Raw genomic sequence first — 16,926 nt, 5'->3', positions numbered from 1 at the left:
CGTCGTACCCAGAAAGATGGACAGCCGACGCTGACTAAAACTCACTGCGGCGGCCAATAATCCAACGATCAGCGAGTCCAGCGCAGCTGGTAGCAGTGCGAGCCGGTCTCGGCGAAGTGCTGGTCGACTAAGCGGTTTCCCGATGGGTAGATGCACAGGTTTATCGGTTCTAGCAGCTACCCGCCCTTATAAGAATCGCGGGCAAACGTCTGAGGGAAATGGTCGGGGGTGTCTACGAAGCTCGGAAAAAAACTGGATCGATAGTAGGATACCATCGTGTAACGGTAATTAAACTGGACATTTGCTCGTTCGCAGGCAAAGTCTGATCGTACTATCGCCGTCGACGATCAATGCGCCTTCCGGAATCGACACCAGTGCATCGGTGGCTTCGGTCAACAGCAAGATGAAAATGTGTCCAAGATGAATTCGAGTTGCCGATTGATCCCTCCCGGGTGGGTTGCTTGACGAACAGTACCCAGCCACGACCGCTTCCCAAACGAGATGTTACGGCGGTGCAGCGTGGGTGTCGCCTGCCCCACAATGCCGGGTCATCGCACGCGATGTGCGTTGATTAACCATCGGGCCCGATGACCGAGGTTTAGGAAAAACCAGCCCAACCGCGGCGCGCTCTGTAGTCCAGACGTGGGTATCAATGCGAAGATGGCTAAACGCATAAAAAAGCTGGAGCTCGGTGTTGACCGATCTCATTTCGCTTGCGCTGTTTATCGCATCTCGCCGCTGTCGATCATCCCGGCGATACTGTAGTCTTACATGTGCCACGGCAGCGACACAGTAGCCTAGTGTTCCTTGGCGGCGGGCTGCTGGGTATTGTGGCCCTGACTGCGCTGTTCATCGCGGCATCCGGTGTGCTGGAATGATTGGATAAAGTAACTGCCCACCAGGGCGTCTTGGCTGCGTGTGGTCCTCGGACCGGTGCTGGTGGTGATCAGGGTTGAGGTACTGTTGATTTATGTGGCGGCCAGATTGGCCATCGGTGCCGGCGAACTTGGTGTCGCGGGTACGTGGATAGTTGCCGCCTGCTTCGTCGCCGTAGCTGCTTTAACGGCTGCTATCCCAGTATTTTGGCCTACGTGACCGCCGGTAATCGCCTTGATGATGCGCTGGTGCGGCTAAAAGAGTGGATGGACTGCAACAATGCCGGATTGCGTGCGGCTATCCTGATTTTGAGCGGCTTCGTAGTGTTCTACAACGTAATTCACGAAATATGACCTAGGATGCTAGCTGCGCCAACTCGGCAATCGGTTTTGCAAACTACCGCGTGCCATATGTTCGCTGAGTCCGTTGGTTATGATGTCTTGGGTAGTAGCGTCGAAACCTTGCTCGGTCTTGGCTGTGGACAGTACGCTCGCCCCCTGATTGGGGTCGGCACCGCGGTGGCCTAGTGTGTGTGGTCGACTCGGGTGCTCACAACGAAGAAAGATTTCGACATGAGCATTAAGGTGTTGTCGTACTTGTCACGGCGAGCGTTCTGTTTGGTTTTCCCGATGTCGTTGATGCCAAGCCAAGATTATCTACGATAGTTTTAAAGGCTTAATTGCTGGGCAGATATGCCGGACTCAGATCGGGGATCCAGTTACATGATTGACATCAGCTTGCCAAGTTTCTACCCTGCACCATACAGCCGTTGTAAGATTATGTTGCCTAGACCCGTGACGGATTCGTTGATGTGGCCAAGTCGGCCGCGCAACGCAACGTACTTAACGAACTGGATATCACCTCGGTCCTTTACGGGTCAGTGGTAGTTTCGGCTCGTTATGCAGTCGACTGGTGCGCAAGACCTACCAGACGGTCGGTGATGCCAACTACAAGGCGTTCACTTGGGACCAGAGTTACCATCTACCTACACCACGTTGTGGAAGTCCGACACCGCCCCGCTGCTGGCGGTATTTTCTATCGTGTACGATGAAGTTGCAGAAGCAAACGTGACAGCTAGTGTCGATAGCTCCGGATTCAGGTTTAGAGCCCGCTAATTACCAGAGTTTCGTTATCACCAATGATAGTTTATTTTCTTCTTCGGCCAAGGCATTCTGCTGCTCGATGTGGTCGTCGCCTCCCAGGTAGTGGTTCCGCGTTATGTGGTTGCCCCGAGCCTGAAGTAACCCGCAAGTATCGACGAGCCGCTATGTCCGCTATACCGTGGCTCGGCTACCGTTGTTGGACGGTGTCGGGTTGTGTTCGAGGATTTGGTTGCATGCGTGACTCCGACGTGCGGGGCAGATCCATGTGGTGGTGATGTTCGTGGATGCTCGAGATTTCTTCCGAAGCCCTGTCCTTGGTTTCGAGTGCTATGACCAGGAGGATAACGAACGCCGCCGCGGTGAGAATCTCGCTGGACAGCATGGTCGTGTCGGCGCCAAGGGAGAGCGATGCTCAGCGGCAGCAGGTACGTTCCGGTCGTGATTCCAATCCGGCTGCCCAAGATCGCATTCCGACGGCCGTTGCCCGTGGACCTCGGTCGGGAACAGTTCGTTCGGATAGATCCACACTAAAGTGCAAAATGACCAGGCCGCCGTACACGAACGCGTAGATGTACAACATGGCGACGATAAACCACAACGGGCCGTTCGCCTACAACCTGCAGGCAGGCCTGCGGAATCACCATTATGCTCAACAGAGACACTGCCATCGGGCGCGGTCTCCACCGCTCGACCAAGTACAGTGTGAGGATCGACCCCGCAACGATTAGGTCGATGATGCTGGTCTCGATCATCAAACCCGTCGACTCGTTTACCGGAATCGCGAAGCCGGACAAGATCTTTGACAGGAAGGTGAGTAAAGCATAGAGTGGGGTGACGCCAGCCAGGTACAGCGTACTGCACATGGTTAGCCGACGCAGGTACTCGCCGCGAAAGTACTCCCGCAAGTCGACCTTCTGCTTTTCGGTAGCCTAGTCGGTCCGCGCTAAGCTCAAATCGACTGCGATATCGTAGATTTTCTTGATGTTCTTCTAGGTGTCGGCGACGCGGCCGGTCTGCACAAGCCAGTGCGGCGACTCCAGGATTTCGCGTTGGAGCATGATGACAATCATGCTGAGCGTCGCGCTCGTGACGAGCAACATCCGCCAGTGGTCGTTGATGCCTTATATGTCGATGAACAAAGCGCCCCCAGTGTAAGGCGAAGACGGCAGTGGCCGACTAGAAGAACGCCTACATGCCTACCGCTACACTTCGATTCCTCGAGGGTGTGAACTCGGTCAGCAGCGACGTCACGATCGGATAGTTTGCCGCCAATGGTGGCACCGATAACGAAGTACAGCACGATCAGCTGCCGCGGGGCAGTCACGAGCACCGACCGAGTGCAGCTCGTCACCAACATAGCTAGGTTGATGGCATACATCTTCTTCCGCACAATAACGATCGGTGACAAAGTCAAATACTGCTGGCGCAGCAGTAACATTATTTATAGATGTTGCCGATTCGATGAGCCCCGATTCGGTGGTCATCGGATTGAGTTGTTCGGCCACTCCGGGCAACGCAAGCACTGATTATGCTTATAACGCAGCCGTCGAAGAATGGTCCGCTGCAGCCGGTGGTCAGGAGTCTGGTGTAGAAGCTGTGCTTGCCCGATATGTCCATAACGTTGACTGGGTTCATGTCGTGTCGACCCTTGTTCCGGGCATACTGTTAAATTTAGGCCTGTTGCTCGAACAGCAATGGCGGCTTCCTTTGGCAAGTCAAGGTTTACGTCCAGCACTGACATTGTTAATGTTCAGCGCCAACGGTGAATGCGCGTCGAGTTCACACGCGATGGCCGTTGCCTGCTTCAGATGCTCGCCGGGTACGGTGATCGCGATGAGAATGCCCCACTGCTCGTATTGTTGCATGTCTAATCGCTTGCCGCACAATATCGGTGCGCGGGTCCGTCCGGTGCCGAGCATCCAGGTGAGCCGGGTGATGCCGCCAGAGTAGTACAGGATGCCGATTTCGATTTCGGGGAATTCGAAAACCTTCGTGGAGTTGGCGATCCCGATGTCGGCGGCGAGTACTAACTTGAGCTTGCTGCCCAGGCAGTAGCTGGTGATCGCGGTGTATGTGGTTGCCGCCTTGGAGTTGCCCGATGGCGACCGGGGTCGGCTGGAGTGGTTGACGAGGGCGTTGTGGGTGCTGGTGGGGCAGGTGACACGGGCGTGGATTGTGTTGTTGGTGTACGCTGAAGTGGCTAGATACTGATATCACCGTTCGGGCACACCGGGTACGGGACGATGGCTCATCATCTCGCCGTGTTCACGGATCATGCTGCGATCAAAATGCTGGGTGGAGTGTTGAGCATGATCGTCTCTGCCATGAAAGCAATCTTCGTGCAGTTTGTGCCGGAACAGCTTATCACCCCGCCAGTGACCGTGTCGGCACGGCGCTTTCTGATGCTCAGCCCGACTCGAACCACCGTGGTAATGCGTCTTCTGAACGCATCACGAGTTTTTCTTGCTAAGCATGGAGCTGGTGAACGGGCATCGAATCCGTGTGTTCAGGTCTGGGAGGTCGATTCAGGACATCTAACCTGATCACGGACGGGGTCTTCGTGACGATGGAACCCTTCTTAGATGCCGAAGCATCAGACCGTTGGTTCCACGATTTTATCGTGGATGGAGTGAAAACGATGCCAATGCCTTGTTCACTTCGTAGAGAGCCCGCTCGTTGCAGTCGGCTCAACTCCGTTATTAGGCGACGCGTTGGAAAATGACGGTATAGCGGCTGCGGATGGTGGCGATTTATTTGTTGAGCCGAACAGGCCTAATGATATAGCCGATATCCTTTCGACGGCAGTTGGCTACATTGCGCGGCCTAAGGACATCCTTCGGGCTCACGGGTTTGGTTCCACGGCCGTCGTCGACCCCGTCGCGGTAGATCGTGAGCACTTACAGTAGCTGGGTGAGCGCCTCGTCGAGCGTGCTCCAAGGGCCTAAAGACCCCATCGAAATTGAGGATCGCGAAGGTGAAACCGTCGATCTTGGTGCCATTGCGAGTTTGCAGATTGGCGAGTGTCATCTCATCGTCGGGTACGGTGAAATCGAGGTCGATCAAGAAGCGGCCGGCATTTCCGGTTCTGAATTTGCGTAGCGCGGTGTCGCTCTTGAACAACAAGCTGGCTTCTAACGGCCCAGAGTTGTGGAGCGCATGCAAAGCATGGTCCTGCGCAATGTCCAGCAGTGCGGCGTAGCGGCCACTTTTGACGCCTTGGTAGTGCTGAGTTGGATAACAATCGGTGGATATCCGGTACCTGCCGCTCAAATAGTTATGGACCAGCGTGTCGTTGATCTTTGCATCGGCATCGAATAAGCCCTCACCGGCAACGTGGGGACCGAAGCAGATCGTCTCGTTCGCAGGGATAAGTCATAACAATCGCTTGTCGTGCTTCATTATCACCTGTCATTCTGAGCATATACGCAGCGCACTGTGCTGTTCCGCGCGACACGACAGCGAGCAAGTTAATAGACGGTATCGATTTTGGCCGCTTCGGGTAACAACTGTGCTAGGCTTGATACATCACTTGTAGCTGGATGGCCGCGCCGCAAACACCGACGATTAGCCCTTCAAGGTTCCACAATAATAAATCGTTGGATGTCGTCAATCTTTTTTCAGGCAAGCTGGATGCGGACGTAACGTCAGGTGCGTGCGAGTGCTTTAGGGAAGGGGTTTTCGGTTGGGCGCCCAGTGGACCTCCTATTCGGAGATCCACTGGGCCAGCCCGAGTACAGATGCAGCAGACTCCATCGCAAGCATGCTGTAACACATAGAACCCACTGCCCGCTGCCGTCGAAATTCGATGAAGCGATTACTCTAGTAATAGGCTGCTGGTAACAAGCTGCTGGCATGGGTTCCCGGCAGGAATTCCCAGGCATGTCGGGTCCCGAGTTTGCCCAGCCAGCAGTCATGTTGGAGTTCGATAGGCCATGCGCCGGGCGTCTATGTTGGTGCTTTTACTTTTATGGCCCTCGTGATGCCATAGCAGTGCACAATCGGTCCAGCGCTATCACAAAGTAGCCGTGGATTTCGAACTGCTCGACTACCTTGGCGAAGGAACACGATAGCATTTAGTGCCACTCGCATTCACCATGTTGTTTAGGTTGAGGATAACGAAATAAGACGTCGTATGACAGTGCGAGTGGCGTCGCGATCCGACGGTCGGAGGGCAGCAAACGATTTGGGGACGATGTCGCGTGCAGGAGTGTTTGCACAAGCTAGGTAGCTTGCATTTGCCGCGTGGGCGGGGTGCGAGGCTGCGCACCGAACCGATGTTCGGACATTACTCGCGCTGATCATGTATGGAGCCGATGACGGGAATCGAACCCGCGTATTCAGCTTGGGAAGCTGATGTTCTGCCATTGAACTACATCGGCGCGGTTGCTTGAAAGGCTAGCATCTGCTGTTGCACTAGCAGGTAGGCTCCCTACTGCTCACTGAGCATGACTTCAAGGCGCCGCGTTTATGGTGTCGACGTCGAAATGCCGTCGCGCTGACGTGAAAGTGCGGGAAGTTTTTTGGTGCAACCCGATTAACCCGTTTGTCCTGGTCAGCGGATAACTACTAGATTTTTAACGGGGTATGTTGATTCGTTCGTTATCTCGGAAGATGCTTTCCGTGGTTTGTCACAAAATTCCGAGGAACCGACGAAAGTTGTCACTGGTGTTGGCTACATCCTGGCCTTAGCAGCCGTGCTCTGTGCGGTGGCTAGGGGAGCGATGCGGGCGAGTACACTCGGCTATCTAGATGGCTTGTCGCCGCGCTCGTTTTTTGCCTGTTGGGGTCGCACCGGAGCAGAGCCTACAAGTGATGGCCATCTTGGTGGCGTGCGCCATCGCCGCGGCTTTCTTCTTGATACGTGAAATTGTTTGCGTGCGAACGGATTCGTTGAAATGGCATCCGGGTGCTTTGCGATCGATGTGGTGATTTCCAACCCCGATGCCCCCGAGGGGGTCACGCTGGGAAACGCGATCGTCGCTTTTGTGCTCGACAACGCAACCTGATTTGAGTGCGAGACGCGATTGGCGATGAATTATACTATAACACAAACACACCTGTGGTGCGCACGTTACGGGGTTCGGCAACTATGACCACGTCCACGATGCCATTACCGGGGGCGGGTACCCCACGGGTCAGGAAAACGACCTCTGCTAACGGGGTGGATCCGGTGACGCTAATTGAATGTAGTCGGTGGCAGATACGCTCATCGGGTGCTGCTCTCCGATCGTGACCTCAGGGCCGAAATCACCGCCGGCCGATTCAGCATCGATCCGTTCGACGACACCCTGGTGCAGCCGTCCAGCATTGATGTTCGCCTTGACTGCATGTTCCGCGTGTTCAACAACACCCGCTACACTCACATCGACCCCGCGCGACAACAGGATGAGCTGACGAGCCTGGTAGAACTGGTTGACGGGGAACCGTTTGTACTGCACCCGGGTGGATTTGTGCTTGGCTCCACGCTAGAATTATTCACCCTGCCCGAGGACTTAGCAGGACGGCTGGAAGGCAAATCATCGCTGGGCCGGCTGGGCCTGTTGACGCACTCGACCGCGGGTTTCATTGATCCTGGCTTCTGTGGCCACATCACGCTCGAACTGTCCAATGTTGCTAACTTGCCGATCACCCTGTGGCCAGGCATGAAGATCGGCCAGCTGTGCGTTTTGCGCTTGACCAGTCCGGCGGAACATCCCTACGGTAGTGCGAGCGCGGGGTCAAAATATCAGGGTCAACGGGGGCCGACACCATCCCGAAGCTACGAGAATTTCATAAAAAATACCTAGCTTCTACCGGCACGCAGCACAGTCTTCCCGGCCATAGTCTGCGCTGTCGTGTGGTTTCTCCTCCGCTCAGATTACGGCTGTCTCGCAAAATTTTTGGCGAGGTCTTAGGTAGCGTGTTCGGGGTGGCGATGGCATCGGCTTCGGTGCCGCTGGTCCTGGTCGAGGGAGAAAATTCTGATGGCATCATGGTCGAATGGGGAGGTGGCCGCTAATTTTCTAATACCGCCAGCGCACCAGATAAGGCTATCTCGGCCATTCTGGGTACCTGTGAAGGCGTGGTTGAAGCCGGCCTTCAGCTGTCCGCTATTGGGGTGACGTGGACCGATCAGGTCGTGGCTGGTTGTGCTACGCGACACGCTGGCCACCTATAAGCGTTGAGAACGCCTTGCTGTTATCGGCCCGTTCCTAGTCGTGGCTGATGGCAGGACAATGGGTTACGAGTGCGAATTTTGGCTGTCGTCGAGACCGCCGATGGCTCCATCGTGGATGTATATGAAGAGCAGGAGTGCAAGTGTTGCCAGCCCGGCCGTCATCGTGAAGTGGGTGTGCTATTTTGGTGACCGACCTGCAGACCGCGGAGTTGGTCAAGGTATCTGCTAATGCGTTTCTGGCAAAAAGATTTCGTTCATCAACCCGGTCTCTGAGATGTGCGAAGTCGCCTATGCTGGTTTCAGCCTGCTAGCCAGTGTGCTCGGATACGATTCGCGATGTCTTAATGCGGGTTTGGATTTCTGTGGTGGTTGTCTGCCCAAGGACATCCGCGCCTTTATGGCATGCGCCGGGGAGCTGGGAGCCAACCAGGTGCGGACGTTCCTGGCTGAAAGGGACAGTGTCAACATACGGTGCTTCACTCGGATGGTTGAGCTGGGCCACCACCGCATGGGGGTGGCGCGCTGCTAAGAACCAACGTCGCTGTATTTGACGTGGCTTTTCAACCCGAATCCGACGATACTGAGTGACTCGCCCGCGCTCAACGTTGCGGCCAGCTGTAGTTCAATGGTGGTGCGGTGAATTGTAGGGATGGCTCCCAAAGCCCTGGACAACTCGCGTCGCCAATGCCCCACGCTGAACTACGCAGTTTCCGTGGTGGAGGCCTGCATGTCCGCGGATACGGTCTTGGTGCTTACTAAGTGGCCGGATTTAACGACCTCCACCTAGTGGATTTAGCCGACCACGTGCGGGCCCGGATGATCGTCGACGGCCGTACTTGCCTGGACATCACCCGTTATCAGCAGGCAGGTTGGCGGGTATTTAGGCGCGTCGCGTGCTGACCCTAACGATGCGTGGTGTGGTTGTGTTCAGCGCTGTGGCCGGCGTTGAAGGCGCCTCCGCCCTGGTGTGTCACGAAAATATTGTCTGCACTGTTCGGGCGGCTACATCGGCTATGCAGTGGTAGGCGATCACCTGGAGTCCCAGGGTGTGCCATGCCGCTATTGACGTTAATGGAGGGACAGAGGGTATTCGTAACCTTGCCGCTAGGCTGGGCATTCCAACGTGTGTTCGGCATCTCGGTCTGGACGATTTGACAGATACCACCGTGGCGGTATCGGCTGGGCTACTGATGCTTACGCAATATGGGGCCACGTTCTCGATCTTACTTACCGGCAGAGTTGAAAACCAAGAGCTGGGATTTCGACTTAGTGGCAGGTGTTGATCATCGTCGCGGCGCTCTCGTTCGAACCGTCCGGACCCCAATACTCAATTGGCTATTCAACGTGACCCGAGTCGGCAGCACTTGCCGGATCAGTGTCTAGCAGCGTGGCACCGAATTACTGCGCCGACTACGCTAATGAAACGGTGCGCACCGTACACAAACGGCCGTGCATAAATACATTTCAGTTCCTGATCTAACCGTGGATACCACACACTTTGCAGACCAAAACGAAACCCACAAAACAGCTGTCCGCTGATGCTGGGTAACTCCAGCGGCCTGTCTCGCCGGCGAATCGGTTATGACCCGCCGGGTAGCCTGACCACCTCCGGCACCTGGCTGCATTTCTCGAGCAGAACCGCGCCTTTTCGAATCGTACCCGTGATGCCGACGAATCCAGCCCGTTGCCTACGTGGCTGGGTTGGAGCCTTAAATAACGGGTCCACCACGTCGGCTGCGGTGATTGCTATCCCTGAAACTCGACCGGTCGCTCGACGATGCCGTCTCCTGGTTGTACTAGCACAGCCGGGTGTTGGTGGCGCCACTACGCGGTGGCGCCACCGAGCTGCTGCTGGCGATGATGCTCTGAATGTCTGTTGCCGCTTCCCGGTATCGAGATGTACGGCTACGATGTCGTGTGGCAAAACCGGGCTGGACCGCATGCCGTTTTGGGCTAGGCCGACGATGTCGGATGCTAAGCTCACACAGTAGTTTGCAGACCATGAGCATATCGGAGATCGCCACCGTTTTGGCGCGGCACCACGCCCTCAACGCCGTGGACTGCGAGACCTTGGTGACCTTGTCCAGTGATGATATAGACGTCGGCAGCAGGTTCCGGCACCGAATACCAGTGCCATGCGGTGCCGCGTCGGTGGGCAACATCCGTCAAGACCGCGGTGGACTTGGGCCGTATGTACGTGCGCCATGATGTCGTGGTCGTCGAACAGAAGATCTGCAGTCTGGAAGACTCAGGCGCCGTTACAATCGCTGCATCGGCTTTTTGAGTGCTCCACGAGCACGTACGTAACGTCGGTGTTCCGGTATGAGACTTTGGTCGGCGCTAGAAGCCGTCGATCTCACTGAAGCTGATTTCGTCAATCAGTGGTCGATAAGAAGCGTTAGGAGCTACCTATGCGGGGGATTATCTTGGCTGGCGGCTCTGGTACACGGCTGTACCCAATCACGCTGGGCATTAGCAAGCAGTTATTGCCGGTATACGACAAACCTATGATTTATTATCCGCTGTCCACGCTGATGATGGCCGGCATCCGCGACATCTTGGTGATTACCACCGCTCACGACGCACCCGGGTTTAAGCGACTCTTAGGAGACGGCACACAATTTGGTGTCAACATCAGCTACGCGACACAGGATCATCCCGACGGTCTGGCGCAGGCATTCGTCATTGGTGCCAATCACATCGGCGCCGACACAGTGGCATTGGTTCTGGGGGACAACATTTTCTATGGACCCGGACTGGGGACAAGCCTGAGACGCTTCCAATATGTCAGCGGAGGAGCTATTTTCGCCTATTGTGTGGCTAATCCGTCGTCCTATGGTATCGTAGAGCTGGGTATTGATGGCATAGCGTTATCCTTAGAGGAGAAACCCGCCACGCCAAAATCTCAGTACGCGGTTCCGGGTTTGTATTTCTATGACAACGACGTGGTCGAGATTGCCAGGGGCTTAACTAAATCAGCGCGAGGTGAATATGAGATCACGGAGGTTAATCAGATCTACCTCAACCAAGGCCGGCTGACGGTCGAAGTGTTGGCTCGCGGGACGGCATGGCTTGACACGGGGACTTTCGACTCACTGCTGGACGCTAGTGACTTTGTCCGCACGTTGGAACGTCGGCAAGGTTTGAAGGTCAGCGTTCCCGAGGAAGTGTCGTGGCGGATGGGTTGGATCGACGACGAGCAGCTCGCCTTGCGCGCACATAGCTTGGCTAAGTCAGGGTATGGCTGTTACCTGTCAGAACTTTTGGAACGCGGTTGATTTCGGCAGGCTTAGCCAACACCGCGGCGACTGTTGTGGTCAACGGGACTGACGGAGCAAGCGCTATGCCATCCACCGCCGAGCGCACCAACTCGATGACACGTTCTCGCTGGTCAGCACTTCGCCCTGTGTTCGGTCTGCGGTGCTGAGCAAACTATTGACGGTAACTGACCAAGAAGTTACCGAGCCGGTCGATCGCAGCCGCAAGGTCACGAGACCACGGCAGCGTCACCAAGCGCAGATGATCCGGTGCCGGCCAATTGAATCCGCTGCCCTGGGTGACCAGGATCTTCTCTTGTAGTAGCAGGTCGAGGACCAGTTGCTCGTCATCGACGATGCCATAGACTTCTGGATCTAGCCGGGGAAAGGCATACAGTGCACCGGTGGGTTTGACGCATGACACCCCCGGGATCTCGTTCAGTTTGGTCCAGGCGACGTCACGCTGCTCGAGCAGCCGACCGCCCGGTAGCACCAAGTCTTCGATGCTCTGGTGGCCACCGAGGGCTACCTGGATCGCATGCTGCGCAGGAACATTCGGGCATAACCGCATATTGGCCAGTAGATTGATCCCCCCAATGAAGCTACTGGCATGGTCCTTGGGCCCGGTGATCGCTAGCCAGCCGGACCGGTACCCGGCGACACGGTAGGCTTTCGAAAGACCGTTGAAGGTCAAGCACAGTAGATCAGGCGCAATTGAGGCCACGCTGATGTGCTTGGTGTCGTCATAGAGAATCTTGTCGTAGATCTCGTCGGCAAGCAGCAGCAGCTGATGCTTACGTGCTAGGTCGACTATTTGGTTAAGGATTTCGTTGCTGTAGACGGCGCCGGTAGGGTTGTTGGGGTTGATCACGACCAGTGCTTTGGTGCGCTCGGTGATCTTAGATTCCACGTCGGCGATATCTGGTTGCCAGCCTTGGGTTTCGTCGCAGAGGTAATGTACGGGTGTGCCACCGGCCAGCGAGGTCGACGCTGTCCACAGCGGGTAGTCCGGCGAGGGGATCAGCACCTGATCGCCGTTGTCTAACAGGGCCTGCAGCGTCATCGTGATCAGCTCGGAGACGCCGTTGCCGAGATAGACGTCATCGACGTCGAATCGGGGGAACCCGTCGACCAGCTCGTAGCGGGTAACCACCGCGCGACGTGCAGGCAGGATGCCCTGGGAGTCGGAGTACCCCTGCGCGTACGGCAGCGCCTGGATCATGTCGCGCATAATTACGTCAGGTGCGTCGAACCCGAACAGCGCTGGGTTACCGATATTCAGTTTGAGGATGCGGTGTCCTTCAGTTTCTAGTCGTGTGGCATGCTGGCTCACCGGGCCACGGATTTCGTAGAGGACGTCCTGAAGCTTGGACGACTGCGCGAAGGCACGTTGCCGGTGATAGCCAGGGGTGTGCATGGGCAGCTGGTGAGTAGTCACGTCACTCATGGTGCCACTGCCGTCCACTGAAATTTGCTGATATAGTGTCAATCTCTTGGTCAGTGCTTGCCCGGCGGACGTGCGCTCCGTGTGATGCCCAGCCTTTTGACGGGCGCGGTTGGCGGAGCCGGGTTGCCATCGGCATGGTCAGACGGTTCCGGCTTTGCTTCCGATTTCGACTCGGTGGGTGCGGGAGTTTCGGCTTGGTCAGGGCTTTTTTTCGCTCCGGGTCGCTTGGCGCCACCAGCTATACCGAGCCCCTTAACGGGTACTGTGGCAGCCGGTGCCTCGGTTGCTTTAGCTGACGTGGTTTGAGATACTGGTTTTTTGGCGTCAGGTTGCTTGGCTCCGGCGGCCAGTCTTATTCCTTTGGCGGGTGCGGCTGATGCTGCAGCTTGGGTGCTCTTCTCCGGCGCTGGCGCCTCAGACTCAGTGGGTTTGGCGGGGGAAAGTCCGGCAGTTTTGGTGATCTCTGCTGCGGCCGTGCCCTTCGCCGGCAGTTTCGCCTTGTCGTAGTCGAGTGAGCCGAGTAGTACCTGGGCCACATCAAGCACCTCGACGCCGCTGCGACCGGCTTCTTCCTGCCGGTCGTTGACACCGTCGGTGACCATCACCCGACAGAACGGGCACGCGGTGGCGATCGTGGTGGCGTTGGTGGCTAGCGCCTCGTCGACGCGTTCGTGGTTGATCCGCTTGCCGATGTGCTCTTCCATCCACATACGCGCGCCTCCTGCGCCGCAGCAGAAGCTGCGCTCGGCGTGCCGTGGCATTTCGGTGAAGTTGGCTCCCGCGGCCCTGACCAGTTCACGCGGGGCCTCGTACACCTTGTTGTGCCGGCCTAGATAGCACGGGTCGTGGTAGGTGATGTCTTGGGACACCGGCGTGACCGGGACCAGCTTTTTGTCGTGCACTAGCCAGTTGAGCAGCTGAGTGTGGTGCAGCACAGTGTAGTTGCCGCCCAGTTGTCGATATTCCTTGCCGATAGTGTTGAAGCAGTGCGGGCAGGTGACGACAATCTTGCGGTCGACGCTATTCACACCCTCGAAAAGCCCATCCAGGATCTCGACGGCCTGGGCGGCCAGCTGTTGGAACAGGAATTCGTTGCCCGAGCGGTGCGCCGAGTCGCCGTTGCACGTTTCGCCGGTGCCTAGCACCAGGTACTTTACCCCGGCGATGGCCAGCAGTTCGGCGACGGCTTTAGTGGTCTTCTTGGCTTTGTCGTCGTAGGCTCCGGCACAGCCGACCCAGAACAGGTATTCGTAGCCGTCGAAGCTGTCAACGTCCTCCCCGTAGACCGGTACGTCGAAATCGACCTCGTCGATCCAGTTGGTCCGATCTCCAGCGTTTTGTCCCCACGGGTTGCCCTTGGTTTCCAGGTTCTTGAACAACGTGGACAACTCGGAGGGGAACTCTGACTCCATCATTACTTGGTAGCGACGCATATCAATAATGTGATCTATGTGCTCAATATCAACCGGACACTGCTCGACACAGGCGCCGCAGGTGACACAGGACCACAGCACGTCGGGATCGATCACTCCGCCTTGTTCGGCAGTGCCGACCAACGGACGAGTCGCCTGTTCGGGCCCGTGTCCAGGCACCCGGCCGAATCCGGATTCCGGCACATGGCGGCTCTTGTCTTTGGTCGTCTCGAGGTTGAGACCCTCCAGCTTTTCTGCTGTTTTCTCTCCCAGGATGTAGGGAGCCTTGGCCATCCAGTGGTCGCGCAGGTCCATGATTACGAGCTTGGGCGACAGGGGTTTGCCGGTATTCCAGGCCGGACACTGAGACTGGCAGCGCCCGCACTCGGTGCAGGTGGCAAAGTCGAGCATGGCTTTCCAGGTGAAATCCTCGATCTTGCCGCGACCGAAAACAGCGTCCTCGCTGGGATCCTCGAAGTTGATTGGTTCGCCGTCCGATTCCATGGGCATCAACGGGCCCAGCCCGTCGGGCAGCCGTTTAAACGTGACGTTGATCGGCGCTAGGAAAATGTGCAGGTGTTTGGAGTGCAGCACGATCAGCAGGAAGGCCAGCATGACGCCTATGTGCAGCAACAGCGCAACGGTTTCGATGATCTGGTTAGCACCTTGACCCAACGGATACAGCACTGCGGCTATGGCGTGCGAGAAGAATGCGCCGCTGTTGTAAGGGAACGCCTCGCCGAGTGCATCGACCGATGCCCCACGAAAAACGGCATACGTCCAAATCACGTTGAAGATCATGAACAGGATCAACCACGCACCGCCGGTATGGGATCCGTAGAAGCGGGACTTGCGGCCGTATTCTTTTGGCTCGTTACGCATGCGGATAATCGCGAACGTGACGGTGCTAGTCAGTACAGCTAGCGCAAAAAAGTCCTGAAGGAAGCCTATCGCGTTCCAGCGGCCGATGATCGGGAGGTGGAAGTTCGGCTGGAATAGCACGCCGTAGGCCTCGATGTAGACCGTAAGTAAGATGAAGAAGCCCCACATGGTGAATAAGTGCGTCAAACCTGGCAGTGACCACTGCAACAGTCGCCGTTGCCCGAAGACCTCGGTGATTTGCGTCCAGATTCGGGTGCCTAGCTCGTCGGTGCGTCCGTTGGCCGGTTGACCGGACATGGTCAGCTTGTATAGCCACAAGACGCGACGTGCCGCGAACAGCAGCACGACCGCGGTCATACTCAGGCCTAGCACCATTCTGATCAGCATCTGCGTGGTCACAGAAGGTTTCTCCCATGCATAGTTACTTCGACATTACTGCGCCGGACCATTCGATCTCCGTAGCAGGCGGCGCGACGTTGTTGCTTGTTTTGTCCTACTAATAGTGACATCTGTGCAGGTTGCGGCGCGAGAAAGGTAACCCTAAGTTGCTTATTATGGTGACAACTTCGGGTCGGTGTTTATTGGCCATGCACTTAATCGAATTTTGGCCTGTAGAAGGTTCAGCGTGCGTTAGCGTCTAAACGGTGGTTCACGCCGGGTCGGCCTGGTGGGCACTTCTGGCATTGTTTTGGTGCAAGGTCGTCGGCGGGGAAGTCGTCGTCGTTGTAGCGGGCCTGGCTGGGTGTTGTAGCCCTTGCTTTATACCGACCGGCGTGCGGCGGGATCACCTACACGGTAGAGTTGTTTTTCGGCATGGGCATGGTCTGCGGAGGTTGGCGATGCTGTACTGGTTCGGTGTTTGTGGTAGCGGTGAGCTTTTTGCCGTGGCCTAGGTTCACCGTCAGCAACACGGCTGCGCCCGCAGCCCCCACTCCGGGGATCAGGACCGTGTGTTTGTACCACGGCAGCGGTGCTGTTTCGGCCGCATAGCGCTGGCCGTTTTTATAGTCGAGTCACTTTGTCTCATAGGTATATTTCGTCAGCATCATTGATTCCTGTATAGGGTAAAGGATCGTCTACTTTAGCGAATTTCTGTTACCAGCTAATGATCGGTAAGTAGCCGATTTGTCTTTGCTAACGGTTTGGTCTCCCCATATCGGTGGCCCCATCTTGGTTAGCGGGAAGACTAAGTTGGTGGGTATGCTTATGCTGCCGACTATATGGCTATACATAGCCATATAGTCGGCAGGCCCTAAATAACGATTGCTGCTGACCGGGCACCGCCGCACCGATGGCAGCGCTAAGAGCGGGTTGCGGTGTGGTCAAGATGGCCACCTGTGGGCGCTTCTACAATTGTGCGGTAAGCAGCGAGATGCTTCTGCCTCCGATTGCCATGGCTGATTCCAGGTTCAATCACGGAATTTTGTTGCTTTGAAACGTCTTTTCGACAGTGCTGATGAAGAAGGCCGGTGTCCCAGCAAGAAGTTTCTCAAATTTATTGCAGGACAGCAGGATATCGGTGCTGTGTACCAATGATCGGAACGGGTTGTGGTTACTGAGGCCTAAGACAACTCGTCCTTGACATGCCGACATTAGACAAGCGATCTGGTCAGCGACTTCATGCGTGTGGTGCCGGCGAGTTTAGTGGTGTTGGCATTGATGCTGTCCGCACGAAGCTAAGTCAAGATAAGTTGATCGATCGCGTCACCGGAGAACTCGGGGTTGTGGACCGTGTGCCGATCTACGGCTAGTTGGAACCGGCATTCGACCTTACGTTCACCACAGTGGCGTT

The 16,926-nt window shown here is 56.4% G+C and carries 11 protein-coding genes, 1 tRNA gene and 3 pseudogenes; 10 read left to right on the top strand and 5 right to left on the bottom strand.

What is annotated here, in order from left to right:
- Positions 1-691: 691 nt before the first annotated feature.
- Positions 692-1,229 (top strand): annotated as a pseudogene (locus ML_RS14540) (GAP family protein).
- A 1,277-nt stretch (positions 1,230-2,506) separates the two neighbouring features.
- Here ML_RS14540 and ML_RS12915 read toward each other — a convergent pair.
- Positions 2,507-2,884: an MFS transporter gene (locus tag ML_RS12915; protein WP_111481105.1), complete on the bottom strand. Its 378-nt coding sequence runs from the start codon at positions 2,882-2,884 to the stop codon at positions 2,507-2,509.
- Between the two features lie 810 nt (positions 2,885-3,694).
- Positions 3,695-3,985, bottom strand: coding sequence for an enoyl-CoA hydratase/isomerase family protein (locus ML_RS16940; RefSeq protein WP_231846816.1), 291 nt, complete (start codon positions 3,983-3,985; stop codon positions 3,695-3,697).
- Between the two features lie 52 nt (positions 3,986-4,037).
- On the opposite strand from ML_RS16940, the gene ML_RS16935 reads away from it, so the two are divergent.
- On the top strand, positions 4,038-4,190 hold the full coding sequence (locus ML_RS16935) for a hypothetical protein (RefSeq protein ID WP_231846651.1): 153 nt from the start codon (positions 4,038-4,040) through the stop codon (positions 4,188-4,190).
- 699 nt (positions 4,191-4,889) lie between these two features.
- A complete protein-coding gene (locus tag ML_RS12905) occupies positions 4,890-5,078 on the top strand; it encodes a hypothetical protein (protein ID WP_145985229.1) in 189 nt (62 codons plus the stop codon).
- A gap of 1,206 nt (positions 5,079-6,284) precedes the next feature.
- On the opposite strand, the gene ML_RS12900 is transcribed toward ML_RS12905, so the two are convergent.
- Positions 6,285-6,358, bottom strand: a tRNA-Gly gene (locus ML_RS12900).
- Positions 6,359-6,604: 246 nt separating this feature from the next.
- On the opposite strand from ML_RS12900, the gene ML_RS14535 reads away from it, so the two are divergent.
- From ML_RS14535 to rfbA, 7 genes and pseudogenes are all read left to right on the top strand, one after another.
- Complete coding sequence (locus ML_RS14535; RefSeq protein WP_145985228.1) at positions 6,605-6,844, top strand: hypothetical protein; 240 nt, start codon at positions 6,605-6,607, stop codon at positions 6,842-6,844.
- 348 nt (positions 6,845-7,192) lie between these two features.
- The gene (gene dcd / locus ML_RS12890; RefSeq protein ID WP_010908938.1) at positions 7,193-7,765 is read left to right on the top strand and encodes a dCTP deaminase; all 573 of its coding nucleotides are present in this window, start codon (positions 7,193-7,195) and stop codon (positions 7,763-7,765) included.
- A 50-nt stretch (positions 7,766-7,815) separates the two neighbouring features.
- Positions 7,816-7,977, top strand: coding sequence for a hypothetical protein (locus tag ML_RS12885; RefSeq protein ID WP_156511831.1), 162 nt, complete (start codon positions 7,816-7,818; stop codon positions 7,975-7,977).
- A gap of 326 nt (positions 7,978-8,303) precedes the next feature.
- A pseudogene (locus ML_RS12880) lies at positions 8,304-9,036 on the top strand (UDP binding domain-containing protein); the annotation flags it as partial.
- Positions 9,030-9,161 carry a hypothetical protein gene (locus ML_RS17625; protein WP_269147036.1) on the top strand — a complete coding sequence of 44 codons (132 nt, stop codon included), beginning with the start codon at positions 9,030-9,032 and terminating at the stop codon, positions 9,159-9,161. The pseudogene ML_RS12880 and the gene ML_RS17625, both read left to right, overlap by 7 nt.
- A gap of 976 nt (positions 9,162-10,137) precedes the next feature.
- A pseudogene (locus ML_RS12875) lies at positions 10,138-10,515 on the top strand (hypothetical protein); the annotation flags it as partial.
- A 32-nt stretch (positions 10,516-10,547) separates the two neighbouring features.
- A complete protein-coding gene (gene rfbA / locus ML_RS12870) occupies positions 10,548-11,414 on the top strand; it encodes a glucose-1-phosphate thymidylyltransferase RfbA (RefSeq protein ID WP_010908937.1) in 867 nt (288 codons plus the stop codon).
- A 154-nt stretch (positions 11,415-11,568) separates the two neighbouring features.
- On the opposite strand, the gene ML_RS12865 is transcribed toward rfbA, so the two are convergent.
- On the bottom strand, positions 11,569-12,858 hold the full coding sequence (locus ML_RS12865; protein WP_041323439.1) for a pyridoxal phosphate-dependent aminotransferase: 1,290 nt from the start codon (positions 12,856-12,858) through the stop codon (positions 11,569-11,571).
- Between the two features lie 32 nt (positions 12,859-12,890).
- The gene (locus tag ML_RS12860; RefSeq protein ID WP_010908935.1) at positions 12,891-15,533 is read right to left on the bottom strand and encodes a heterodisulfide reductase-related iron-sulfur binding cluster; all 2,643 of its coding nucleotides are present in this window, start codon (positions 15,531-15,533) and stop codon (positions 12,891-12,893) included.
- Positions 15,534-16,926: the final 1,393 nt, after the last annotated feature.

The sequence above is a fragment of the Mycobacterium leprae TN genome (assembly GCF_000195855.1).
Lineage (GTDB): Bacteria > Actinomycetota > Actinomycetes > Mycobacteriales > Mycobacteriaceae > Mycobacterium > Mycobacterium leprae.
This window is presented reverse-complemented; position numbering and strand designations above follow the sequence as displayed.

Coding starts and splice junctions, on each gene's coding strand:
- rfbA (WP_010908937.1), top strand. CDS start 10,548: ATGCGGGGGATTATCTTGGCTGGCGGCTCTGGTACACGGCTGTACCCA.